Consider the following 24,981-nt stretch of genomic DNA (forward strand, 5'->3'; position numbering starts at 1 on the left):
TTTACTATTCGATACTACCCTCGGACGGAACGACTCCAACGAGTAAGTCGCCGACTAGCAGGGCAGTACCACTATGCAGAGCCGCTTGCCCCGCCGTGTACGATACCCATTCGCCGTCAATCAACCGAAAGCCCTGACTACTGACCATTAAGGCCTGGCGGGTAGCTATTTCCAACAGAAGAAGCTGCAAGGCATAATCCTGTCGGCGTTTAAGTTGAGAAGAAGTCATATTGATAGCTGCCCGGCAGCCCGTAGAAGCGACATTCCAAGGTGGTGCGCCGTTTCTTATCACAATAGTAAGGGATGAAACCCCGCCTGTAAAGGACAAGTACGGTGTAATTGTGACATAGCGATTAAAGCTGATTTTTTCGCCTATGATGCCGGAAGGTCCCCTCGACTTTATACTGAATGGTATTTATAATGGCGTAAAAGCGAATATAGGCATTGCAGGTGCTGAATTGCGGCGGCCGGCAGATATTGGGTAAGGCACAAACGCCGAATAACAGGTAAAAAAAACTGATTTTGTGACAGAACTGTACGCTAACCGGGCCGGTGATGAGCAGATATTTGCCGCAGAGCAAGGGTCGTAATCAGAATAGCTAACGTAGGCCATAAAATGAGCCACCAGGCAGTAGGGGCCAGGCGAACGGACGCTAGAATACGTCCCCAACTAGCCGTTTCGGGAGGCAGGCCCACGCCAAGAAAAGACAGGGTGGTTTCGAGGCCGATAAGGGTCGCTACGCTAAGCGGAAAAGTAGCCCGTAGCGTATGCCAGTAGTTGGGCCGGATATGATGCCATAAAATTCTCAGGGCTGGTAAGCCCAGAACGCGGCTGGATTCTATATAGGGCAACGCCCGAATCCGTAGTACTTCGGCGCGTACCAGGCGCGCCGCCCCGGGCCAGTAGGTAAGCGTCAGGACCAGCAATAGTCCGGACAGAGAAGCGGTTGATAGGGCCGCCAGGGCTAAAACCAGAATCAGGAGCGGTGTCGAGGTCAACAGGGCAATCAGGCCCAGCAGGGCCTTATCAAACGGGACCGGGAACGTGCGATGGTAGCCAAACCGGGTGGTGAGGGCCGCCAACAGGATCAGGCCGGTAGCAACTGCGCTGGCTGCACTAAATAAAACGGGTGACGGACCTCGGACTACAGCGCAGAACCCCAGAACCCCCAGGGCGGCTAAGGTGTAATTCAACGACAGGCGGAGCTCATAATTCCCCCAGAATCCGGCTATGCTTCCCACCAGCGCACCCAGCAGCGTAGCGAGTAGGGCAGCCGGTAAACTAATCAGCAAGGTGGTACGGGCTCCAAACAACAGGCCCGCCAGCAGGTCGCGTCCCAACGGATCAGTGCCAAGCCAATGAGGATGCGTGAATGGAGCAGCCGTAATTGCCGTTAGGTCGGTCGTATCGGGAGCATAAGGCAGCGGGAACAGCGGGACCAGTAAAGCGACCAGCAGCAAGCCAGTCAGCCAGAGCAGGGCCAGCCACCGATAAATAGTACCCGCGGTAAATAGGTGATTCATAGGGGCAGCCTGATGCGAGGGTCAGCCTGAAAAGATAACCAGTCGGCTACCACCTGGCCCCAGACCCGTACCAGGGCAACGGTCAGTACGCCACCCAGCAATACCGGATAATCGTGGGCCGCCGCCGCCGCCGCGAGCAGCCGGCCCATACCAGGTAAAGAAAAGATCATTTCAACTACGACGGAACCGGCCACCAAGCTTGGCAGCAACTCAGTAAGCAGCGCCAGAACCGGAATAAGGGCATTGCGCAGAACGTGGCGCCGAATTACCAGCGCATCAGGCAGCCCTTTTGCTCGTGCGGTCAGTACGTAATCAGCCCGCAGCTCGTGGTTGAGCGCCGCATCCAGCTGTACTACCAGCGCGGGTAGACTGGCTAGCGTCAGGGTCAGCATCGGCAGGGCCAAATGATAGGCCATGGTCTGAAAATGAACCAGCCATGTCGCCGTTGGATCTTCGCGGCCGAGACCATAGGCCGGAAACAGAGCGACCATTTCCGGATTAGCCAGAAGCAGCAGTAGTAAGAGCGAAACGACAAATAAGGGCGCCGCATCAATCAAGTAGAGACTGGTTAGTAGCAAGCTCCGTCCGCGGCTTTTACGCCCCAGGCGCGGAGTCAGGAGCCAGGCCAAAGCCAGGCAACTCAACGCGGCGCCAATAGTAAGGGGCAAGGTGTAGCGCAACGACTGCAGCAGCAGAGATACTACCGGCTGGTCATCGCGAAACGATACGCCTAAATCAGCGTGCAGAAGTTGCCGCAGCCAGTTATGATACTGATTGTGGGCGCCGTTCCACTGCCATCTCAGGGCCAGGCCAGCAACGGGGGGCGGGGCCGCCGAAAAATAGAACAAAGGAGCCGTCAGGCCTAAACGCTGTCGAATCTGAAGCTCGGCCAGTTGACGCTGGGCTGGTGAGGCCACGTGAGACCCCGTCTCACCTTCCCCAAAGCGGTGGTTCAGCACCTGCTCCTGGGTTAACAGGCGACTTATTATAAAGATAACGGATACCACCCCCCATACCGCCGGGAAGGTGCGCAGCAGACGGTGCAGCAGAAAATGACCCATACGTTATGGCTGGATAGTTCCCGCCGGCAGGCTTTGGATAGCCGCGGCTTCATATCCCGGTCGGATACCCGTAGCGTGCAGGTTGGTGAGCCTATTTGTGGCCGCCAGCCGATACTGCAAAAAATACAGCACTACCAGCGGGCATTCCTGGCGTAGCAGGTACTGAAATTTGCGCAGCAGGTGAGCTTGCCGTTTCGGGTCTCCTTCTGTGGCAATGGCCTCAATAAGCTGGTCGCTGGCAGCGGTGCCAAAGCCCGTGAAGTTGCCCCAGCCAATACTTTGTGAGTGAAGAATTGGGGTGAAATTATACGTGAACGGATTACCGCTCAACAATTGCAGGTACAGCTCGACATTGCCGGTCCGCAGGTGTTCCGTGAACAAAGAGGCTTCCGTAGGACGAGGCTGCACCGGAATACCAATTTTGGCCGCCGCCGTCCGAAACTGCAACGCAATGGCTTCGTACGCCGGGTTGCCCGCGCGGTAGCTGATACTGGGCTTGAGGTGCTGCAGAGTCCCGTTGGCTACCCGACGAGTCCAGCCCTGGGCCTGCTGTTGCCAGCCGGCTGAACGCAGTAAATCCTGAGCCCGTTGGGTATTAAAGGTGAGCAATGGCAGGCTATCGTGGTAAGATTCCCCCGCCGCTGGGCTCACTAAGCTCACACTCGGGTAGGCCATCCCCTGCTGGCTAGCCTGGATCAGCCCAGGGATGTCGAACAGATAACTCAGCGCCTGGCGCGTGCGGGCATCCTGTAGCTCTGGTTGGCGGGTGTTGAAACCGGCCGCTATCATCTCGTACGAATCGGCAGTATAGAAGCTAAGCTGGGTAGCCGCTTTATTCTGACGCAACGCAAGAAAGTCCTTGGCCGGCATCATGGGATAGATGTCGATGTCGCCTCGGCGCAGGGCTAGTACTGCCGTGGCCTCATCAGCAATTATCTCATAGTCGATAGCCGCTGGCTTGGCCTGCAGCTGAGGCGGGGCTGCTTTAACTCGGTCGCCCCACCAGTTGGCTTTGCGCTGAAGCGCCACATACCGATCAGTTTGCCAGTCAACTAGCCGATAGGGGCCACAGCCGGCCAGATTTTCAGGCTGCCGATTAAGGTTAGCCCGCTGGTAGCGTTGAACGAAGGCCGTTATATCCGGCTGCTGTCTACGCTTGTTTGGCACTGTATCAGCCCGCAAAGCCGCCAGCGAAACGCGCCTCAAATGCTTCTGAGGATCTAACTGATGCTCTGGCAGGATCGGGTAATCACCCGAGCTATGCACGAGCTCCCGGGCCCTTCCCCGAAAAGAAAGCGTAAACCGCCGTTCATCTGCCGGGTCCGGTTCTATGTTCTGAATGAAACCGTATTGCGCCCGGGAAGCCTCATTCGGCAGCCCTGGGCAATTCATTACTTTCAGGGTAAATACTACGTCACTGGCCAGTACTGGCAGCCCATTGTCCCAGGATGCTTCTGATCGTAGCTGATAGGTCACCAAAGTGAGCGAGTCCCGCTGGCGAACTACGGGCATGGCTTCAACCAGCCACGGAACAAATTCTTTCTGATTGTAATCGATGCTTAACAAACTGCAATGCAGTAAGTTGAGAATTTCGACGGCATGAGAATTGGGTGCTACCAGGGGGTCCAGATTCTCAGGGTCGCGGGGCCAGCGAATCCGGATGGTACTGCTCTGGTGCGATGGGGAGGGTGAGCACGCGACCAGACACAGGACGCTGGCTATACCCAATAAGAATCGTCTCATGAAAAGGGTCCGTACAGAGTAGGAGCCGGGCAAGTTAGCCAAGATTCCGTAGGAGTACGACCCTTTCCTAAAGCGGGGGCCGCTTACATTATACCGCCGCCCCAGCCACCGTGGCCTGATCCGGCAGGAGCTACTGTAGCTGTGGAAGTGGGATTAGGCGCCGCAACACCCGCCTGAGCAGTGGTATCGGAGGTAGCAAGGCTGGCAATCTGCAACAGGGCGATGGCGAGGAACTCTAGCATGATGCGGGGGCTTAGTGGTTCAGGTGATTGAATGACACAAAGTTGGGCATCAGCCCTCCGCTCCGAAAGGAAAGAGGTGTCACAAACGTGACTTGAATGTTTTAAAGAGTGTTTGTAAAATAAGTGACGGGCGTGGCCCTCCGGGGGCCCGATGCAGCCTAGTCGACAACAGAGCTGCCTGAGAACGGTGTTCAATCCGGTGGTGTTTGTGACAAACCCACCGTAAAAAAGCCGGATTTCACCCCCTACAAAGGTGTGGGCAAAACAGCTTAGGGATAAAGGAAATAACCTGCTTTTTTGTGACAGGGTTTTATTCGCGTTATTTAGGGGTGAAACCGTTGAGCAGGACTGATGGGAGACATTCCATATGGAAAAACTTAGTAATCTGGCGAAAATTGTGACAGATAGGCGGCTCAAAGAGTCTCCCTTATTTGACTTTTCTGCGCAGGCCAGCAAGCATAAAGATTACAAACTGATGCAGCTGTTGGAAGCGGAGCCCGACATCACGCAACTGCAGTTAACAAAAGGGCTTTACGGGAAGATAAACGCGAAAAGCCAGATTTCCTTCCGTAAACTGAAGTCACGGGTACAGCAAAAGCTGCTCAATCACCTGTACTTTCTGGATCAGTCTGATCCGCGTCATTTGGTTTCCCGACGCTACGAGCTACAATGCCTCAGCCTTTATCACCAGGTGAGTGTACTGTATGGGGAAGGCGAGTATTTACTGGCCGAACAGCTTTTGCGCAAATGCCTTAGGCAGGCCCTGGATGGCGAATTTACCCAGTATGCCGTGTTGGCGGCTCGCCTGTTGTGCACCCTGTATGCCGATTTACGCCAACCAGCCCGGTATAAATCGATGAGCAGGCAGCTTGGCAAATACCAGCAGCTGTTGGCCTTGGAAGACGAAGCCGGGCAGATATACAGCAACAGCAAGCTGGCGCTGGCTCATACGGTGCGCACGAGGCGGACGTTACTGAACGAAATTCCTGCTTACCAGGCGCAGCTGGAGGAGCTGCACCAGAAGGCCCAAAGCTTTACCACCTTCAACTATCTCTACCTTATCAAGCTCACGCAACAGGAGCTGACAGGCGACTACGACGAAATTATTCGTCTCACAACGGCTACCGGCCGACAGGCCGCCCAAGGAAAGCTGAACAATAAACGCTTCGATAAGCGGTTCAATAACTACATGAATGCGTATGCGCACTTGCGTAGTAAGCAGCCGGTCAAGGGTCTGGCGCTGTCCGAGGAATATTTTAAGGATTTTCATCCCTCATCCGGCAACTGGTTTTTCTTTCTGGAAAACTATGCCTTGCTCGCTCTGCACGCGGGGCAATACGGGCAGGCGCACCAACTGCTGGAATTGGCGCATAAGAATCCCTATTTCCGCAAGCAACGGGTGGCCGCCCGGCAGAGGTGGGACTTATTCAGAGCCTATATTCATTTTGTGCAGCCGGAAGGCTCGCCATTGCGGTTGCGGCACTTCAATCAGTTTATCCAGACTGTACCTGACTATAGCCGGGACAAACAGGGGTACAACGTAGCCATTCTAACGCTTCAGTTTCTGTATTATCTGCGTCAGCAGGACATTGAGGCTTTATTGTCGCGCCTGGAAGGACTGCGTAAGTATGAGCGTCGGCACCTCCGGGATGCAGCCACCGTACGGAGTCAGCTTTTCTTTCGGCTGCTGCTGCTAACAGTAAAAGAACACTTCAATCCGCAGCTTTGCGAGAAAAAAGCCCAGCCCCTGCTTAGCCGGTTACGGGCGGCCCCGCAGCCGGGGGAAGCTTATGCCGAAATAGAAATTATACCCTACGAAGCCTTATGGCAACTGATCCTGACCATTCTACGGGTCAACGTGGAACAGGAACTGGCTTTGGAAAAAGCCGCCCGCAACCGGGTTGCTTAAGTCAGGGCCTTATTGCCGGGGTGGCCGCAGTGCTGGAGGCCGCATTTAAGGCGGTATACCGCAGAAACTGCGTTTCCGACAATACCGCTTTAAGCTTTCCGGTGTACTCCTCACTTATCACCCGCAGTTTGGTCTGCTGCATGGCAGGATCATCGGCATACAAACGCGCGGCCTCATCTTCCTGCACCAGGCGGGCATACGTGAGCCGACGAACCTGAATGCTGCGAGCATCATCGAGCGAAACCTGTTGGGCCAGCTTACGGCTGCGCTCAGTAGCCTGCGCGCGCAGGTCGGGGCCCTGCTGCGCCAGACAAGAAACGGAGGCTCCGAAGCCAACTGCAAACATCGTTAGGGTGCAAAACTTCTTCATGGCTGGAAAAAAATAATAAGGTGTGCCGGTAGACCACTCAACAAGGGAACGTGGTAGCAAATAAAGCAATTTTTTAGTCGATAAGTACAGTGTTAAAGGAATCTTATGGCAATATGGTAAGATTTAATTTGGCTAATCGGCTATCGGTAAGTTCTGCCTGAGCTCTTGGGGCCGTAGAAAGAAGCTGCTGTTCGCGCCCCGATCAGGGCCTGACCACCAGCAACCGGCTCACGCAACGGCTACAAGGGCAGGGGCAGGGGCATTGGCTCGCAGGCTCCTGCGGATTGCCTGCTGCCCGGGCCTGCGAAAAGCATGCTGTACGCGGCGTCCGTTGGCTACGTAGCCGTCCTGAAAGTCCTGGAGGACAACCAGATTTGTACCCTGAGGTAGTGGCGAATCGGCGGCGGCGGCGCCGGACTGTCGAAGGTATTGTTGCCCCGGTCCGGACCGGGGGAAGCCAGCCCGGGCCGTGACAAGCAGGAGCAGCAGGAGCAGACAGCGGAACAAGCGGACCAGTAACGAGAGCCGGAGCGTGGCTGGAACAAAACCGAAACGTGGGCAAGATAGGCGGCCGGCCGCGCTTGACTACTCGTAATCCGGACAACGCCCCTACTGCCCCGCCGAACCGGTTCGGCGGCTTCGAACAAGTTACAACTGCTCGTCTGATCAGGAGTCAGGGCTATTCTTCATCAGGGGGCGCAGATAAGCGTATCTTTCCTGGGTAATGGGTCGCCTCAATTATTGCCGCAAGATTGAAGCCTCAAATGCTTGGTCAAAACTCCCCGCCTGACCCGGTAACTGGCTCCCATCATGCTATTGCCGGGCTCTATCGTCGCTTTTCTGCGCTTCACCATGCCCACCGCCTCTGCCTCGTTACCCGTCGACTTTGCCTGCGTTGAGGGCTTGCTGCAAACCGTACTGGATATTTCGCTGACGGCTATTCAGCTGTGGCGTCCCCTCTCCGGGGCAGCTGAGGGCGGGCTGAGCGACTTCCGCCTGGAATACCTGAACCCCGCCGCGCGACACCTGCCGGACTTGCCGGCCCGGGCCGGCAGTAGCCTGCGTACCAGTTTTCCCCACCCGCTGAGCTCCGGGCTCTTCGACTTCTGCCGCCGCGTGTTTGAAACGGGCGAAGCCGACTCCTACGATATCGACTACCCGCCCAATGGGCCCGGCAACGGCTATCATCTGGCGGCCCGGCGCCACGGGCCGCTGCTGATCGTGAGTGTTACTGTGCCTGTCGACCATGCCCGGCCGGCCGGGGAACTGCCCCTGCGCGAAAGCCCGATCCGCGAGTCGCCCACCCACCGTTTAGCCGAGGAGGGTGAAAAATTGCGCCGGATATTCGCTCAGACTCCGGCGGCCATCTGTATTCAGCGCGGCCCCGAGCATCGCTACGAGTACTGCAATCCGGCGTACCAGCAGTTGTTTCCCGACCGGGAGCTGTACGACCGGACCGTGGCCGAAGCCCTGCCCGAAACCGTGGAGGCGGGCATCGTGGACCTGCTGGACAACGTGTACCAAACGGGCATAACCTACTTCGGCCACGAATTACCGCTGCTGGTAGCGCAACCCGCCGGCCGGCCGCCCAGGCAGATGTATTTCACCTGCACTTACCAGGCCTACCGGGAAGACGGCCAGATTGTGGGCGTTGCTACTTTCGCCCACGACGTGAGCGGGCAGGTGCAGGCCCGTCGGGAACGGGAGGGGCACTACCGGCAGCTGCACGAGCTGTTCGAGCAGGCTCCGGTAGGCATTGCCGTGTTCCGGGGGCCCCAGTACGTGGTTGAAATGGCCAATCCGGTGGTGTGCGCGATGTGGGGCCGCACCCCAGCGCAGGCCTTGCACACGCCCCTGTTCGAGCTGCTGCCCGAAGCTGCGAACCAGGGCCTCGAGCGGCTGCTCGACGGGGTGATGGCCACCGGTACCCCCTACGTGGCCCACGAACTACCGGCGCTCATCGACCACCAGGGCCACCGCGACACGGTGTACTGGGACTTCGTCTATAATCCGCTGCGGGAGGCCGACGGCCGGATTACGGGCATCACGGTGGTAGCCACGGAGGTGAGCGAGCAGGTCCAGATCCGGTTGGAGGTGCAGGGGCTCAACGAAGAGCTATCCGCTACCAACGAGGAGCTGCAGGTGGCCAACGAGGAAGGCCTCGCCAACAATGCTGAGCTGCAGTACTCCCAGCAGCAACTGCTCATCCTCACGCAGGAGCTGGAAGCCCGGGTGGCCGACCGCACTACCCAGCTGCAGAGTGCCCGGGCCGATACGGAGCGGCAACGCGCCCGCCTCGAACGGCTGTTTATGGCCGCCCCGGCCGCTATCTGCATTCTCGACGGCCCGGAGCTGGTATTCGAGCTGGTGAACCCTATCTATCAGCAGTGGTTTCCGGGACGGGCACTGCTGGGCCATCCGCTGCTCGAAGCCCTGCCGGAACTGGCCGGTCATGCCGTGCTGGAACTACTGCATCAGGTATACCAGACCGGAGTCACCCACGACGAGCCCGCGATGCTGGTGCCCGTGGCCAGTCCCGCTACCGGCCGGCTGGAAGACCGCTACTTCAACTTGGTCTACCAGGCCCGCCTTGATAAGCATGGCCGCACCGACGGGCTGTTGGTCTTTGCCTTCGAAGTAAGTGAGCAGGTGAGTGCCAAGCAAGCCAGCGAAGCCAACGCCAAGCAGCTACGGCTGATTACCGACGCGCTGCCAGTGCTGATTGGTTATCTGGATCAGGATCAAAAATACCGGTTTGCCAACCGGGCCTACGAAACCTGGTTCAATCAAAACGCGGCCGACCTGCTGGGGCGGCCCGTGCGCGACGTAGTAGGTGAACCCGCTTACCTGGGCATGCAGCACTACATCGAACGGGCCCTGGCGGGGGAGCAGGTCGACTTTGAAGCGCGGATGCCCTACCGGCCGGGTGTGGTGAAACACATCCGCACCAGCTTTATTCCGGATGTACAGCACGGGCGGGTCGCCGGTTTCTACTCCCTCGTCACCGACGTCACGGAGCAGGTGCTGGCCCGCCAGCAGGTGCAGAATCTAAACCGGCAACTGGCGGCCAGCAACGACAAGCTCTACGCCGCCAACGCGGCCCTGGGCGACGCCAATCAGGAACTGGGCGATACTAACCAGCAGCTGACCCGTACCAATGTGGATCTGGATACCTTCGTCTATTCGGCCTCGCACGACCTGAAAGACCCCATCAACAACATTGAGGGCCTGCTCCACGCGCTGGGCGATGAGCTGCCGCTCCCCGGGCGTCTGGGCGATGTATCCTATATTCTGAAGCTGATGCAGGATGCGGTCGACCGCTTCAAGCACACCATTGAAAGCCTGGCCGACATCTCCCGCCTGCAGCAGGAGCATGGTCAACTGGCCCCGCCGGTTCGCCTGCCCGACGTTATCCGCGATGTGCGCCTGGATCTGGCCCCACTGATTCAGGCCGCCGGAGCCCGGCTTTATGTAAACGTAGAGGCTTGCCCGGTGCTGATGTTCTCGGACAAAAACCTGCGCTCGGTGGTCTACAACCTGCTTAGTAATGCCCTCAAATACCGCCATCCTGACCGGGTTCCCCATATCAGCCTACAAGCCCGCGTGGAAGAACGCTACCTGGTGCTGATGGTGCAGGACAATGGCCTGGGGCTGGATATCACGCCCGAGCGGCCTCTGTTCGACCTGTTCCGACGCTACCACACCCACGTCGCCGGCTCGGGGGTGGGGCTGTACATGGTGAAGAAGATGGTGGAAAATGTGGGCGGCAAGATTGAGGTAGAGAGTAAGCTCGGGCTGGGCTCCACGTTTAGCGTGTACTTCAAGCGCTGAAACAGGTCGCGTAATCCGGTTGTTGCGGGCCTCAGCCCCGGTCTGTTGCCCGAAACCAGTGAACTGGCGCGAACAGCGGGCGGGGGCAAGCCCCGCACCCGACGCCGTTTTGGCATTCCGCTTCGCCATGCTAATCAGCCGTCAGCACGTAAGCTACTGCGGCTCCTTCTTGCCCGATAATCTGGTTCTGCTCCGGGTATATTCCCGTTACTTGCCCGTCACCTTGAACTCGGTGCGGCGGTTGAGCTGCCGGCCGCCTTTGGTGGTGTTGGGGGCTACGGGCTGAGCGTCGCCGTAGCCGGCGAAAGTCAGCCGGGCCTTGTCGGTGCCTTTAGCCACAAGATAGTCGACCACCGCTTTGGCGCGGCGCAGGCTCAGGTCCTTATTGTATTCCCCCTTGCCCACGTTGTCGGTGTGGCCGGAGATTTCGAGGCGCAGGGCCGGGGTTTCAACCAGCAGCTTCTGCAGGCGCTCCAGCTCGGCGGTGCTTTCCTTGCGCAAGGTCGCCTTGTCGAAGTCGAAGAAAATGTTGTTGAGCACCACTTTCACGCCCACGTCGAGCTTCTTGAGGGCAATATCCTTCACCACTTCCGAGTAGGCCGCGCCGGCGGGTACGTCGAAGTTCTCGGAGTGGAACAGGTAGCCTTCCTGCCGCACCACAATGCCGTAGTTCACGCCCGACGGCAACGACACCAGGTAGCGCCCCGACTGGGCATTGGAGCGGAAGGAAGCAATGAGCTCATTACGCGAATTATCGACGACGTCGATGGTGGCTTCCAGCGGCTGCTTCGAGGCTTCATCCGTCACCACGCCTTTCAGAATGGTTACCTGCGCCGTGGCAATGGGTACGGGTGGGGCCAGCTGGGTTTCCTTCACCGGCTGAATGCGGGAGGCCAGCAGCTGGTCTTCCTGGCTGAGCACGGGCTGCTTGGCGGCCCCGAGAAAGGTAATCTGGTAGATGTCCTTCGACCCCAGCCCGTCATCCCGGAAGGAGGAGTAGTAGCCGTGGCGGCCCGAGGCCGAAATCACGAAAAATACGTCGTCGTCGGGGGTGTTGATGGGCCAGCCCAGGTTTTCCGGCGCGCTCCACTTGCCGTTCTCAAACACCGACTTGAAGATATCGTAGCCGCCCATCGAGTCGTGGCCTTCCGAGGAGAAGTACATCGTCTTGCCATCGGGGTGCAGAAATACGCCCTCTTCACCGTAGGGGGTGTTGATGGTCGGCCCCAGGTTCACGGCCGGGCCGCGGCCCTCAATCTGGATCCGGTAGATGTCCCGGTTGCCCAGGCCGCCTTCCTTATCGGTTACGAAGTACAGCGTGCGCCCATCCGGCGTGTAGGCCGCCGACGACTCGTGGTACTTGCTGTTGATGCGGTTGCCCATTTTCTGGGGCTTGCGCCAGGCCGCGCCGCGCAGGTCGGCTTCGTCCAGGTCGCCGCCGTTGTCTTCCGAATACACCAGCATGCGCTGCCCGTCGGGGGCCAGGCCTACGGTGGCATCGTGGCCGTCGGTATTCACCGGTGCCCCCAGGTTGCGGGCCGCCGACCACTCGCCCTTGCTGGTGCGGGTGCTCTGGTAGATGTCTTCAAAAAAGCCGCCGGTTTCGGGGTCGCGCTGCTTGCCCGTGGAGTTGTCGCGCCGGGAGGTGAAGAGGATAACCGACTCATCGGCCGAAATAACCGGTCCGTATTCGGCATAGGGCGAGTTGATGGCCGGGCCAACGTTGTCGATAAAGGCGCGCATAGGCGCGGCCATGAGCTTGCGGCCGTTTTCGCACTCGGTTATTTTCCGGCGGATGGCGGCAACCTGGGCGGCGGCGTTCTTGGGGTTGGTAGCGGGCGTGGCGGCCTTGTATTCGGCAATGGCCTCGTTCCACTTGGCGTTCAGCTGCAGGCCCCGGCCCAGGTAGTAATGGATGTTGGGGTCCACGTCGGGGTTGAGCTGATAGGCCTTCTGGAGGTAGGTGAGGGCGCGGGGCTTGAAGCCCGAGTGCAGGTAGGAGTTGCCGATGCGCAGGTTGAGGCGGGCGTTGTTGGGGTTGAACTTCTGGGCGTTCAGGTAGTGGGGCAGGGCCTGCTCGTAGCGCGGCGGGTCGGAGTCGTACCATCCGTCGCCCTCCTTGATTTCGCGCTGGGCTTCCTTCAGCCCGTCCTTACTGGAGCCGAACTGATCCTTGCTGAACTCCACGTTCTGGGCGTTGGCACAAACAGCCCAGAGCAGGGTGCCGAGCAAAAAAAGGAGGCGTAAGAGAGTGTACATTATCGGAGCTTAGAATAGGAGAGCTTAGCGCTCAGACTGGGGCCGCGCCGGGCGGGTTGTTCTGGCGCGCGGACTACGAAGCGCGCGGCGCGCGGCCTGGTTGTTTATTCGCTGCCGCAACCCGAGGCCGCCGCGTAGTTCGTGCCCACTTCCAGGCCCAGCTCGGCGGCTTTGCGCCAATCCTGACAGGCCTGATCGTCGCGGAGCATTTCGCGGGCGTGGCCGCGGGTGAGGTAGGCTTCGGCATACTGACCGTTGAGGGCAATAGCCCTGGTAGCGTCGGCAACGGCGTTTTTATAGTCTTCCAGCTTGTGGTAGGCGGCGGCGCGGTTGTTCCAGGCGAAAGCATACTGGTCGTTCAGCGCAATGGCCTTGCTGAAGTCCTCCACCGCTCCCTGATAGTCGCCGGCCTCGTAGCGGGTAGCGCCCCGGTTGGTGTAGGCCACAGGGTTGTCAGTCTTTTTGGTGAAGTAGTCGTTGTAGTCGGTCAGGGAGCCTTTCAGGTCGTTGGCGCGCCGCCTGGCGGCGGCGCGGTTCAGCAGGGCCGGCAGCAGGTCGGGCTGGAGGCTGAGGGCTTTGGTATAATCCTGCACGGCGGCCGGGAAGTTGCCGAGCTGCCGCTCGGTGCTGGCGCGGTCGTGGTAGGCGTAGGCGTAGTTGGGGTCGGCGTTCACGGCCGCGTCAAAATCAGCTTTGGCCGCTTTGTAGTCAGCTTTTTCGAAGCGTAAAGCCCCGCGGTAGTACCAGGCCGGGGCGTAATCAGGCTTGACTTCCGTGGTCTTGGTGTAGTCCTGCTCCGCTTCGGCGGGCTGCCCGAGCGCCTCCCTGGCCTGACCGCGCCCGAAGTAGGCCGTAAACCCGGCCGGATCGAGCTTAATGGCCTGATCGTAGTCCTGCACGGCGGGCTGGTAGTCCTTGAGCTCGTAGCGGGTGGTGGCGCGGTTGTAGTAGGCTTTGGCAAAGTCGGGTCGCAGCGTCAGCGCCCGGTCGAAATCCTGGAGGGCGGCGCGGTAGTTTTTGCCGTTGTATTTGGCTACGCCGCTGTTGTAGAGCTTTTCGGCCTGCTGGGCCGGCGGCAGGGTGCTGGCCCGCACCGTGTCTACCTGGGCCTGCGCCGTAGCGGCTGTCAGGCCCAGGGTGGCCGACAGAATAAAAGTCTTTAGCATCACGTTGATTTGATAAGCAGCGACGGGTTAAATATAATTTTAATTGCTGAAACGGCGCCACATTGCCTTTCATTTATGCGTCGTTGGTATTTTATCAATGAGCAGGGATGCCAGACCGGCCGCCGGCCCGCCACCCGCTGCCGGGAGCCCCCGCACTGTTTCCGCCGCCGCGGTGTTGGCCTACTCACAGAAGCCCCGGGCGGAAACCTCCGGGGCTCCTCTGCGGTTTTGCCCGGACAAGCGCCGGAGTTTGCGTATTTTTGCCCCGCCTCCGGGCTTCGCTTGCTTTTCTCACCCTCAGTCACTTCAGCCACTTACGCTAATGGCCACTTACCCTGAATACATGGTTGCCCCCATCCGGCAAGACCTCACGGACGCCGGTTTCGAGCAGCTTATGACCCCCGAAGCCGTTGATTCGGCCCTTGGTGCCCAGAGTGGTACCGTACTGCTGGCCGTGAACTCGGTGTGTGGCTGCGCGGCCGCCAAAGCCCGTCCGGCCCTGAAGCTGGCCGTATCGAGCTCCGACAAGAAGCCCGCCAAGCTGGTGACCGTTTTCGCCGGCATGGAAACCGCTGCCGTAGCCCAGGCCCGCCAGCACATGCTGCCCTACCCGCCCTCGTCGCCCAGCATTGCCCTCTTCAAAGACGGCGAACTGGTCCACGTTATCGAGCGGCACCACATCGAAGGCAACGACCTGATGCGCATCGTCGACAACCTGCAGGGCGCCTTCGAGGAGCACTGTTAACCACGGATTCGTCCGGATTTTTCGGATTGATCGGATTTTGTGGACGGCGCTGGCTTCAGCTCAGCAAGCCCAAAATAAGAAAGGCCACCCGAATGGGTGGCCTTTCTTATTCGTAGAGAATCGACTACAAAATCCGACCAATCCGAAAAATCCGGACGAATCCGTGGTTCAGAGGCCCAGCGACTTAAAGAACGCCTCCTGGTTGGGCTCCCGGCCCAGGAAGGCTTTCACCAGCTGGTATTCGTCGTCGGTGCCACCCTTGGCCAGGATCATGTCGCGGTAGCGCAGGCCGGTTTTCTGGTCCATTACGCCGTTTTTCTCGAATACTGAGAACATGTCTTCGGCGTACACTTTCGACCACATATAGCCGTAGTAGCCCGCGCCGTAGCCGGTCAGGTGGCCGAAGGAAGCCTGCATGTTGGTGCCGTCGAGGTAGGCGAAGGGGGTAATCTGATTCTGTAGCTTCTTCAGTACCTCGGTAGTCGTCTCGGGGCCGTTCGGGTCGAACTTGTCGTGCAGGGTCATGTCGAGCGTACCGTACAGAATCTGCTGGGACGCGGCCAGGCCGGAGCCCACGTTGCGGGCGGCCCACATCTTGTCGTACAGGTCTTTCGGCAATACTTCCGCCGTCTGGTAGTGCCGGGCGAAGGTTTTCAGGGCCTCGTAGTTCCAGGCCCAGTTCTCCAGAATCTGGGACGGCGCCTCCACGAAGTCGCGCTTCACGCTGGTGCCCGACTGGCCCGACAACTCGGCGGTGGTCACCAGGTTGTGCATCACGTGCCCGAACTCGTGGAAGAACGTGACCACCTGACCGTGGCTCATCAGCGCGGGCTTGCCGGGGGTGGGGGCGTTGAAGTTGCAGAGCAGCACGGCCGTGGGTAGCTGGTAGCCCTTGGGCGTTGCCTTGCCCGATTCCACGCCGAAGCAGGCCGCGTGGGTGTACTTGTTGTCGCGCGGAAACAGGTCGAGGTAGAAGCGGCCGATGAGCTTGCCCTCGCGCTGCACCTCAAACATACGGGCCTCCTTATGCCACACCGACGGGTCCTGCACCTCGTTGAACTTGAGCCCGAACAGCTGCTGGGTGGTCTGAAACAAGCCATCAATCACGTGGTTCACCTCGAAGTATTCCTTCACCTTCTCGGCGTCGAGCTGGTACTTGTCCTTCATCAGGATGTTGCTGTAGAACGACGTTTCCCAGGGGGCCAGTAGCTTCACGTTGGGGTCTTTGAGGTAGGCGCGCTTCACCACCAGCAGCTCCTCCAGATCCTGCCGGCTTTTCTGCTTCACCCGGTCTACCAGCTTGTTCTCGAAAGCCCATACGGTCTCCGGATTCCTGGCCATGCGGCTGCTGGTCTGGTAGGCGGCGTAGGTTTTATAGCCCAGCAGCTGCGCCTTTTTCTGCCGCTCAATCAGAATTTGCTTAAGCACGTCGAGGTTGGAGTCGGCGGCGCGGTTGTTATAAAGCACGTAGAGCTGCTTGCGCATCGCCTCCGACTCGGCGTACTTCATGAACGTGCCGTAGGTGGGGCCGTCCAGGGTGATGCGGTAGGCGTCGCCGGCCTTCGTGCGGCTCTTTTTAAAGTCTTCGGGCAGGCCTTTCAGGTCGGCCTCGCTTACCAGCAAAAAGCTCTGGTCCCTGGCGATGTTGGCGCCGAAGGCGATGGTCAGATCCCCAATTTTGTTGTTCAGCGTCTGGAGCTGCTGGCGCTTGTCCGGCGTCAGGGCGAAGCCGTTGCGCTCGTAGTCCTCAATGGTTTCGGTCAGAAACTTCCTGCGGGGGCCGGTCAGGGCCTGGGCTTCCTTGGTTTTGGAGTAGTCCTTCACGGCCCGGTAGAGCTTCTCGTCCAGGGCCAGCTCGTTGCCATACTTGCTGATCTGGGCCAGACTCTTTTGCGACTGGTTCCGGATGGTCGAGTCGGGACTGGCGTTGAACAGGATGCTGATCGGGCCCGCGACCCGGTCGATGGCATCCCCGAGGTTGTCCAGCGCCACCATGGTGTTGGCGAAGGTGCGCTTGCCGGCCGCTACGTTGTAGATAGCCGTCAGCGAGGACTTCGTGCCGGTGATTACCGTGGCCGTGGCCTGTTGCACATCCGCTTTGGTGACTTTGGCGAAGGCAATGGGCTGGTTGAAGGCCGGCGTCAGCGGATTGGAGCCCGCGGCGGCACTCAGGAGTGCCGACAGGCCAACCAGCAAGGTCAGGCCCGCCCGGGAAGGGGTAAAGCAAGTGTGAAAGGACATACAAGTGGGGTTGAGAAGTGCGGCTTCGAAGGTAAGATATCCCCCGGAAACGTCTCCCAACCCGGCCCCTAAGCCAGGGGCTGCTTCCGGCGCTCCCGCCCACCAAAAAGCCACTCCTGGCGGGAGTGGCTTTTAGCTTGCGAATGGAATTCAGGCCGCTAGTTGGCGTACTCGCTCAGGAATTTGATGCGCATCAGGCGCAGATCTTCCTCGGTGTACTCATCCGCGCCCAGCTCTTTCAGGGCCACGGCGATGTTGTCGGTGCTGGCCTGCAGGAAGTAGTCGGTGATTTCCTCCTGGCGGCTATAGTCGAGCACCCCGTTGATATAGTAGTCGAGGTTGAGCTTGGTGCCGGAGTAGCAGATGTGCTCGATTTCCTCCATCAGCTCGCGCATGTCGATGCCCTTGGAGGAGGCAATTTCCTCCAGGTCCATCTTCTTGTCGATCTGCTGGATGATGTAGATCTTGATTTTCGACTTGTTCACGGCCGACTTCACTACCACGTCGGCCGCGGTAGTGATATCGTTGTCGTCCACGTACTGCTGAATCAGCGTCAGGAAGGGATGACCAAACTTCTGGGCCTTGCCCGAGCCCACCCCGCCGACGTGGGCCAGGTCGTCCATCTTGGTGGGGAAGGTAGTGGCCATCTCCTTCAGCGACGGATCCTGAAACAGGACGTAGGGAGGTAGGTTTTTTTCCTTCGCAACCTTTTTGCGGAGGCCCTTCAGCATCTCGAACAGGGCCTCGTCGTGGCCGGCGGCTTGCTGTACTTCCTCCTGTTCCTGTTCCTCTTTCACCTTTTCCTCGTAGTTGTGGTCTTTGGTGAGCTTAATAGAGTGAGGATTTCCGATAAAGTCAAGCCCTTTCTGCGCGATTTTCACCACCCCGAAGTTTTCGATGTCTTTTTCGAGCATGCCGCTCAGCAGAACCTGCCGCAGCACCGAGTGCCAGAACTGGGCGTCGTGCGCCTTCCCCTGCCCGTATACGGGCAGCGTGTTGTGGCCGTAGCTTTCCACGTGGGCATTGTTCATGCCCATGAGCACCGTGCCGATGTGGTCGAGGCCGAAGCGCTCCTCGGTCTGAATCACGGCTTTCAGGGCCATCAAGACCTCGTCGCGGCCTTCGAACCGCTCTTTGGGGTGGCGGCAGTTGTCGCAGAAGCCGCAGTCTTTTTCGAAATGCTCGCCGAAGTAATGCAGCAGCTGCTTGCGCCGGCACACGGCGGAGTCGGCGTAGTTGGCCATTTCCTGGAGCAGGAGCTTGCCGTTGTCGCGCTCCGTCACGGGCTTGTCCTTGTTGAACTTCTCCAGCTTCACGATATCGTCGTAGCTGTAGAACATAAGGCAGTTGCCTTCCAGGCCGTCGCGGCCGCCGCGGCCGGTTTCCTGGTAGTAGCCCTCAATACTTTTGGGGGTGTCGTAGTGAATCACGAAGCGCACGTCGGGCTTGTCGATGCCCATGCCGAAGGCGATGGTGGCCACAATCACGTCGCAGTCCTCGTTGAGGAAGGCATCCTGGTTGTGCATGCGCACCTGCGGGTCGAGGCCGGCATGGTAGGGCAGGGCTTTCACGTCGTTCACGCGCAGCAGCTCGGCAATTTCCTCCACCTTCTTGCGGCTCAGGCAGTACACGATACCCGCCTTGTTCTTGTGCTGCTTCACGTACTGAATCAGCTGCTTCTTGGTGTTGTGCTTGGGCCGGACTTCGTAGTAGAGGTTGGTGCGGTTGAACGACGTCTTGAACACTGACGCCTCGTCCATCTGCAGGTTCTTCTGGATGTCGAGCTGCACCTTGGGCGTGGCCGTGGCCGTGAGGGCAATAATGGGCACCTGGCCGATGTTGTCGATGATGCCCCGGATGCGGCGGTACTCGGGCCGGAAGTCGTGGCCCCACTCCGAAATGCAATGGGCTTCGTCGATGGCGACGAAGGAAATAGTGGCCTTTTGCAGGAAATCGATGGTTTCGTCTTTGGTCAGGCTCTCGGGGGCCACGTAAAGCAGCTTCACCTCGCCGCTGATCACGTCGCGCTTCACGCGGTTGATTTCCGCCTTGGTGAGCGTGGAGTTCAGAAACTGGGCGTTTACGCCAAAGGCATTCAGCTGATCCACCTGATTTTTCATCAGCGCAATCAGGGGGGAAATCACGATTGCGGTACCGGGCAGAATGAGGGCGGGCAGCTGGTAGCACAACGACTTACCGGCGCCCGTAGGCATAATAACAAAGGTATTGTGGCCTTTGATAACGTTCTGGATGATGGCCTCCTGAGTTCCCCGGAACTGCCCGTACCCAAAAACTTCCTTTAACTTGCCCTTCAGATCAGCCTCTCGCGGGACGACTTGGGTTACGGCTGGCATCGACATTCTCACTTGCTCTATTGGGTTGCAGAATTGAGCATCAACCCTCCGGGGTTGACTACTCAATCTATACAAATTTAGATTGAAACCGCAGAACGACACCATCTCGATTGCAAAAAAAGTGCTTCTCGAAGAAGCAGAAGCCATTCGTGGGGTGGCGGAGGCCATTGCCCGGACGCCTGATTTTGCACAATGCGTAGCTGCCATACTCTCATTGCGGGGTCGGGTCGTCGTCACCGGCATTGGCAAAAGCGCCCACATTGCCGGCAAAATGGTGGCTACCCTGAACTCGACGGGTACGCCAGCGCTGTTTATGCACGCCGCCGACGCCATTCACGGCGACCTGGGCATGATTCAGCCCGAGGATTTCGTCATTGCCATCAGCAAGAGCGGCGACACGCCCGAAATAAAAGTGCTGGTGCCCCTGCTCAAGCGCAAAGGCGTACCCCTGGCCGCGCTGGTCAGCAATGCCGACTCTTACCTGGGCGTGCAGGCCAACTACGTGCTGCACGCGCCGGTGCTGCGCGAGGCCTGCCCCCACAACCTGGCGCCCACCACCAGCACCACCGCCGCGCTGGCCCTGGGCGACGCGCTGGCCGTGTGTCTGCTGGCGTCGCGGCAGTTTACCACCGCCGACTTTGCCCGCCTGCACCCCGGCGGCACGCTGGGCAAGAAGCTTTACCTGAAAGTGGGCGACCTGAGCCGGCAGAACCAGGCCCCGCAGGTGCGGGAAGACGCGCCGCTCAAGGACATCATCCTCGAAATATCGGGTAAGCGCCTCGGGGCTACCGCCGTGCTGAATCTGGCCGGGGAGCAGCTCCTGGGTATCATCACCGACGGCGACCTGCGGCGCATGCTCACCAACTTCACCAGTCTGGAAGCCGTGCGGGCCCGCGACATTCTCACGCCCGGTCCCGTGACCGTCGACGTGGAGGATTTCGCGGCCGAGGCCCTGGTGCGGATGCAGGATCGTAACATCACCCAGCTTATCGTCACGGAAGACGGGCGCTTCAGCGGCTTCATTCACCTCCACGACCTGCTGCGCGAAGGGCTGGTGTAAACGGTGAGTTGGGGAAGTTGTGAAATGGGGAAGTGGTGCAAGGCCCTGTCATCCTGAGCCTGCGAAGGACCTTATCCCGTCGGAGGGTATACCAACGACTTGTTCAGCCCTGATAAGGCCCTTCGCAGGCTCAGGATGACAGCCGATAAAAAACCGTAGCAGCACGACTACCGCTTCGCTTCCCAACAAAAGCAGATATTAGCACGCCCCAAAGCCAGTTGTTTCCTCTCACCCCGCTCTGGCTCCCGAAACTATGGAACAAAATACTTACCTCGTCGTGATGGCGGGCGGCATTGGTAGCCGCTTCTGGCCTTTTAGCCGCACTTATCTGCCCAAGCAGTTTCACGACGTGCTGGGCGTGGGCCGCTCGATGCTGCAGCTCACGGTGGAGCGTTTTCAGGGTATCTGCCCGCCCGAAAACGTGTTTATCGTTACCAACCGCGACTACACCGACCTGGTGCGGCAGCACCTGCCCGATTTGCCCGCCGACCAGATTCTGGGGGAGCCCATCGGCCGCAATACGGCCCCGTGCATTGCCTATGCCAGCTACCGTATCGCCCAGCGCGACCCCAAGGCCGTGATTATCGTGACGCCCGCCGACCACGCGGTGCTGCGCGAAGTGGAGTTCCAGCGCATCATCACCCAAGCCGTGGATGCGGCCCGGGCCCACGAAATTCTGCTCACGCTCGGCATTCAGCCTTCGCGGCCCGATACCGGCTACGGCTACATTCAGTATCTGAGCGAGGAGAAGAAAGGGCCCCTGCCCAAAGGGCTGAAAAAGGTCAAGACCTTCACCGAAAAGCCGAATCTGGAGCTGGCGAAGATGTTCCTGGACAGCGGCGACTTCCTCTGGAACTCGGGCCTGTTCGTATGGCGCGCCGACACGATCATCCACGCCTTCCACCAGTACCTGGGCGACATTGCCGAGGTCTTCGACGAAGGGGCCGAGCAGCTGGGAACCTCCGCCGAAACCGACTTTATCACCCAGGCCTACACCCGCTGCCGCAACATCAGCATCGACTACGGGGTGATGGAAAAGGCCGACAACGTGTACGTGCTGCCCGCCGACTTCGGCTGGAGCGACCTGGGCACCTGGGACTCTCTGCACCGCATGGGCCACCACGACGCCGACAATAACGTGGTGGACGGCGACGCGCTGCTCTACGACACCCGGGAGTGCGTCATCAAAACCCCCGCCGACCGCCTCGTGGTAGTCCAGGGCCTCGAAGGCTATATCATTGCCGAATACGACAACGTGCTGCTCATCTGCAAGCGCACCGAGGAGCAGCGGGTGAAGGATTTCGTAGCCGACGTGAAATCGAAAAAAGGCAACGGCTACAACTAAACGCCCTGTGTGCTAAGAAAATTGAAAAGGCCCTTTACACAGTGTAGCGGGCCTTTTTGCGCGTAATAAAAAGGGTGCCGACGCGGGCTAGAAGGCTATAATGGCGTTTACGCGCACAGCCGGAGCCTGCACCTTGGTGCGGGTGTCATACTGCTGCGTAGTACCCGAATTGCGGTCGTTGCTGGTGACGGTATTAGGAACCCGCAGTACATCGTAGTACACCTCGGGATTGAGGTAGAAGTGTTTCCAGACGCGCATTTTGGCCCCCAAGCCGGTGCTGTTGCCGATGCCGTTGGATTTCACTGTCACCTCCGTGTCCAGGCAGCCGCACAGGCCCCCGGTAAAGTTGCCCTTCGACAGAAAGCTGCGGTAATAAAACTCGCTGAAAACGTACAGCCACGGTGCTTTGGCAATAGCCGCGTACTGCCCGCCAAGGCGCACGCGCAGGTCGCGGCCGTTGGCGCCGCCCACCGGGCAGTCGGCGCAGCTGCTGGGGTTCTGGGTTATACTGGAGCCGCTGTTGTAGCTGATGCCCGAGCGCAGCCCAAAGCGTCCGAGATTGTAGCGGAATACGGCTCCGGAAGCCCACTGCGCCTTGTCGTTGAGCTGGCTGGTGGCGTAGCTATATTGCTGCTTCGCAAAGGGCGAATAATTGACCAGCTCCAGGCCTGCTTCGAAGCGGTGGGGGGTATCCTGGGCGTGAGCAATGAGGGAAAATCCGGTGAGCAGCGCGGCAATAGCCAGGGTGTTTTTTAGCATGAGCAAGGATAGAAAAATGGGCTGAGTGCCCGTAAGTCACTCAAATGACCCGTTGGCGCTGCCGGAAGTTGCAAGTCGCTTTCTAAATATTCGCCGCGCCCGGTCGGGCCGACGGACGGAATGCAAAAAGCCTGCGGATAGTCTATCCGCAGGCTTTCAACAAAAGAAGGGTAATGGCTACTGCCCGCTACGGAGGCGCTGGCGCAGCACTTCAAACAGCATGATGCCGCTGGCTACCGACACGTTCAGGGAGCCAATCTGGCCGGCCATCGGGATGCGGAGCTTGTGGTCGGCGAGCTTGAGGTACTCGGGCGAGATGCCGTCTTCCTCGCTGCCCATGAGCACGGCCACGGGGCCGGTCATGTCCACGGTGCCGGCTTCGAGGCTGGCATCGGCCTTTTCGGTACAGGCCACCACCGTCACGCCCGACTGCTGCAAAAAGCCGATGGTTTCCTTCAGGTTGGGCTCCCGGCACACCGGGATGATGTTCAGGGCCCCGGCCGAGGTTTTGAGCGCGTCGCCGTTGATCTGGGCGGCGCCGCGGCTGGGGACTACAATGGCGTGGACGCCCATACACTCGGCATTGCGGGCAATGGCGCCGAAGTTGCGCACGTCGGTCACCCGGTCGAGCAGGAGCAGGAGCGGGACTTTGCCTTCCTCATACAGCCCGGTCAGGATATTGTCGAGTGGCGCGTAGTCGATGGGCGACACGAAGGCTACCGCGCCTTGGTGGTTTTTGCGGGTGAGGTCGTTGAGCTTCTCAATCGGAACCAGGGACACCGGGACGTTGGCCGCTTTGGCCAGCTCGGTGATTTCCTGAGTCATGCTGTTCTTGGTACCGCGCAGCAGATAGATCTTCTCCAGGGTGCGGGCCGCATTCAGGGCTTCCTGAATAGGGCGCAGGCCGAAGAGCATGTCGATGCTGCGGTCGGCGGCGGGACGGTGGGGGTAGCGGGGCTTGCCGTCGCCGATAGGGGGGCGGCCTTCGGCGCGGGGTGCTGCCGGCCGTTCCTCCCGGCCACCGTCGCGGGGTACGGGCCGGTTTTCGGAATCAAAATACGTGCGGCGCTCCTTTAGCGGCCGGTCGGGGCGGTCAGTCCTTTTCTCCATTGCTCCACGGCGGCATACCAAAGCAGTTCATACTCGGGTCGGCGCACCAATTCATAGTGTTCGGGGGCAAAGGTACTCGGTTTGGGCCGGAACGTGTACGTCGCGTTGCCGCGCCCCGTGTCGCGGTATACCCACCGCTCCTCCGTGGCCGTCCGATACACTGCTTCCGGTGGCCCCAGCACGATATACAGCAGCCCCCGGTCGGTGCGCCAGCCCGCTTTATGGGCCGAAAACAGCTGGTTGGCCTCGGCTACCCGGCCGTAGTAGGTGCGGATCAGCTGGCGGGCCATCGTCTGATTGTTATTGGCCACGGCCAGCCAGAATGCATCGACGGCCTGCTTGGGATTGGGGGCATTGTAGAGTTTTTTGCGCTCCGCCGAGGTAGTCAGATAAATCAGTGGCTGAATCAGGTCGTCGGCCGTTTTCAGTTCCGGAAACTCGTTATCCTCCACCAGCAGCGGCAAGGGGCGCAGGTTGGCCCCAACCCGGAGCGCATACAGTCCCGGGCGTCGCAGGCGCAGTTCCTGGCCGGCGCGAAAAAACAGCGAATCAACCAGACCCAGCGTGCGGGGTGCGGCCGGCTGGGTAGCCAGGTCCGTCATGGGCGGGAGGGCAGCGCTGAAGCCGGCCGTGGAGTAGAGCCTGGCCAGCACCGGCAGCTCCGGCCCGTAGCTGTCCACCCGCACCTGTGCTCCAACGCGCACGGCGCGGCGCAGCAGCGGGTCGCCCACGGAATCGGTGAGCAGGAAGGTGCGGCCCAGGCGTTCGGGCGTAATCGTCAGCCATGCGCCGGCACCGGAATCTGCCTCATCGACGGGACCACAGGTCAGGCTCAGCACCTGGCCGGGAGTGAGGGTAGCGGCGGGCAGGGAAAACTCAACCCAGGCGGCCGCTCCGACCGGCCGGATCCGGCGGCTGAGGTGGCGTACCGTATCCTGCCAGAGGGGGCGCCGGGCGTCGTAGCCGGACCAGGCCGCCACGCGCAGCGGATACTGGCGCTGCAACACGCTGCCGTCGGGGAAGAGCAGGTAGAAGTGGAGGCTGTCGGCCTCGCGGCGGGTATCAAGCTGCAGGCGGCGCTGGGCATTGTAAAGCCCGGCAAAGTCGCGGCGCGGTCCGGCCGCGGTCAGTTCGGCCCGGCCTAACAGCAGGAACCCCAGCAGCAGGGACAATAATACCAGCGAAGTAGAAAGGCGGGGCATCACGAAGGCAGCGCAGGATTGATACGGAGGTATTGAACGTAGCCGGCACCAATTTAGGAT

16 protein-coding genes are annotated in these 24,981 nt (G+C 59.7%); 5 read left to right on the forward strand and 11 right to left on the reverse strand.

Features of this window, described 5'->3' with window-relative positions; genetic code table 11:
* Positions 1-540 precede the first annotated feature (540 nt).
* The 3 genes from ABD833_RS08640 to ABD833_RS08650 form a co-directional block, all read right to left on the reverse strand.
* Positions 541-1,524 carry an ABC transporter permease gene (locus tag ABD833_RS08640; RefSeq protein WP_345072359.1) on the reverse strand — a complete coding sequence of 328 codons (984 nt, stop codon included), beginning with the start codon at positions 1,522-1,524 and terminating at the stop codon, positions 541-543.
* The gene (locus ABD833_RS08645) at positions 1,521-2,483 is read right to left on the reverse strand and encodes an ABC transporter permease (protein WP_345072360.1); all 963 of its coding nucleotides are present in this window, start codon (positions 2,481-2,483) and stop codon (positions 1,521-1,523) included. The genes ABD833_RS08640 and ABD833_RS08645 overlap by 4 nt, the downstream gene beginning before the upstream one ends.
* Before the next feature lie 105 nt (positions 2,484-2,588).
* Entirely contained in the window at positions 2,589-4,361 is a 1,773-nt protein-coding gene (locus ABD833_RS08650; RefSeq protein ID WP_345072361.1) for an ABC transporter substrate-binding protein, read from the reverse strand.
* Between the two features lie 576 nt (positions 4,362-4,937).
* Here ABD833_RS08650 and ABD833_RS08655 point away from each other — a divergent pair.
* Positions 4,938-6,479, forward strand: coding sequence for a hypothetical protein (locus ABD833_RS08655; protein WP_345072362.1), 1,542 nt, complete (start codon positions 4,938-4,940; stop codon positions 6,477-6,479).
* Position 6,480: 1 nt separating this feature from the next.
* Here the strand turns inward: ABD833_RS08655 and ABD833_RS08660 are convergent, their stop codons facing one another.
* Complete coding sequence (locus ABD833_RS08660) at positions 6,481-6,849, reverse strand: hypothetical protein (RefSeq protein ID WP_345072363.1); 369 nt, start codon at positions 6,847-6,849, stop codon at positions 6,481-6,483.
* Positions 6,850-7,701: 852 nt separating this feature from the next.
* On the opposite strand from ABD833_RS08660, the gene ABD833_RS08665 reads away from it, so the two are divergent.
* Positions 7,702-10,680: a PAS domain-containing protein gene (locus tag ABD833_RS08665; protein ID WP_345072365.1), complete on the forward strand. Its 2,979-nt coding sequence runs from the start codon at positions 7,702-7,704 to the stop codon at positions 10,678-10,680.
* Positions 10,681-10,887: 207 nt separating this feature from the next.
* Here ABD833_RS08665 and ABD833_RS08670 read toward each other — a convergent pair whose 3' ends face one another.
* The gene (locus tag ABD833_RS08670) at positions 10,888-12,939 is read right to left on the reverse strand and encodes an OmpA family protein (protein WP_345072367.1); all 2,052 of its coding nucleotides are present in this window, start codon (positions 12,937-12,939) and stop codon (positions 10,888-10,890) included.
* Between the two features lie 104 nt (positions 12,940-13,043).
* Entirely contained in the window at positions 13,044-14,105 is a 1,062-nt protein-coding gene (locus ABD833_RS08675; RefSeq protein WP_345072368.1) for a tetratricopeptide repeat protein, read from the reverse strand.
* 322 nt (positions 14,106-14,427) lie between these two features.
* Here ABD833_RS08675 and ABD833_RS08680 point away from each other — a divergent pair, with 322 nt between their 5' ends.
* On the forward strand, positions 14,428-14,850 hold the full coding sequence (locus ABD833_RS08680) for a BrxA/BrxB family bacilliredoxin (protein WP_345072369.1): 423 nt from the start codon (positions 14,428-14,430) through the stop codon (positions 14,848-14,850).
* 168 nt (positions 14,851-15,018) lie between these two features.
* Here the strand turns inward: ABD833_RS08680 and ABD833_RS08685 are convergent, their stop codons facing one another.
* Positions 15,019-17,091, reverse strand: coding sequence for a M3 family metallopeptidase (locus ABD833_RS08685; RefSeq protein ID WP_345072371.1), 2,073 nt, complete (start codon positions 17,089-17,091; stop codon positions 15,019-15,021).
* Between the two features lie 158 nt (positions 17,092-17,249).
* On the reverse strand, positions 17,250-19,445 hold the full coding sequence (recQ, locus tag ABD833_RS08690; RefSeq protein WP_345072372.1) for a DNA helicase RecQ: 2,196 nt from the start codon (positions 19,443-19,445) through the stop codon (positions 17,250-17,252).
* Positions 19,446-19,566: 121 nt separating this feature from the next.
* Between recQ and ABD833_RS08695 the strand changes: the two genes are divergently transcribed.
* Entirely contained in the window at positions 19,567-20,505 is a 939-nt protein-coding gene (locus ABD833_RS08695) for a KpsF/GutQ family sugar-phosphate isomerase (RefSeq protein ID WP_345072373.1), read from the forward strand.
* Positions 20,506-20,758: 253 nt separating this feature from the next.
* Complete coding sequence (locus ABD833_RS08700; protein WP_345072374.1) at positions 20,759-21,850, forward strand: mannose-1-phosphate guanylyltransferase; 1,092 nt, start codon at positions 20,759-20,761, stop codon at positions 21,848-21,850.
* Positions 21,851-21,937: 87 nt separating this feature from the next.
* On the opposite strand, the gene ABD833_RS08705 is transcribed toward ABD833_RS08700, so the two are convergent.
* The 3 genes from ABD833_RS08705 to ABD833_RS08715 form a co-directional block, all read right to left on the reverse strand.
* A complete protein-coding gene (locus ABD833_RS08705) occupies positions 21,938-22,609 on the reverse strand; it encodes an outer membrane beta-barrel protein (protein ID WP_345072376.1) in 672 nt (223 codons plus the stop codon).
* A gap of 177 nt (positions 22,610-22,786) precedes the next feature.
* The gene (gene rlmB / locus ABD833_RS08710; protein WP_345072377.1) at positions 22,787-23,719 is read right to left on the reverse strand and encodes a 23S rRNA (guanosine(2251)-2'-O)-methyltransferase RlmB; all 933 of its coding nucleotides are present in this window, start codon (positions 23,717-23,719) and stop codon (positions 22,787-22,789) included.
* Complete coding sequence (locus tag ABD833_RS08715; protein WP_345072379.1) at positions 23,683-24,921, reverse strand: GWxTD domain-containing protein; 1,239 nt, start codon at positions 24,919-24,921, stop codon at positions 23,683-23,685. Before ABD833_RS08715 ends, rlmB begins: the two co-directional genes overlap by 37 nt.
* Positions 24,922-24,981 lie beyond the last annotated feature (60 nt).

Source organism: Hymenobacter fastidiosus (assembly GCF_039539565.1).
GTDB lineage: Bacteria > Bacteroidota > Bacteroidia > Cytophagales > Hymenobacteraceae > Hymenobacter > Hymenobacter fastidiosus.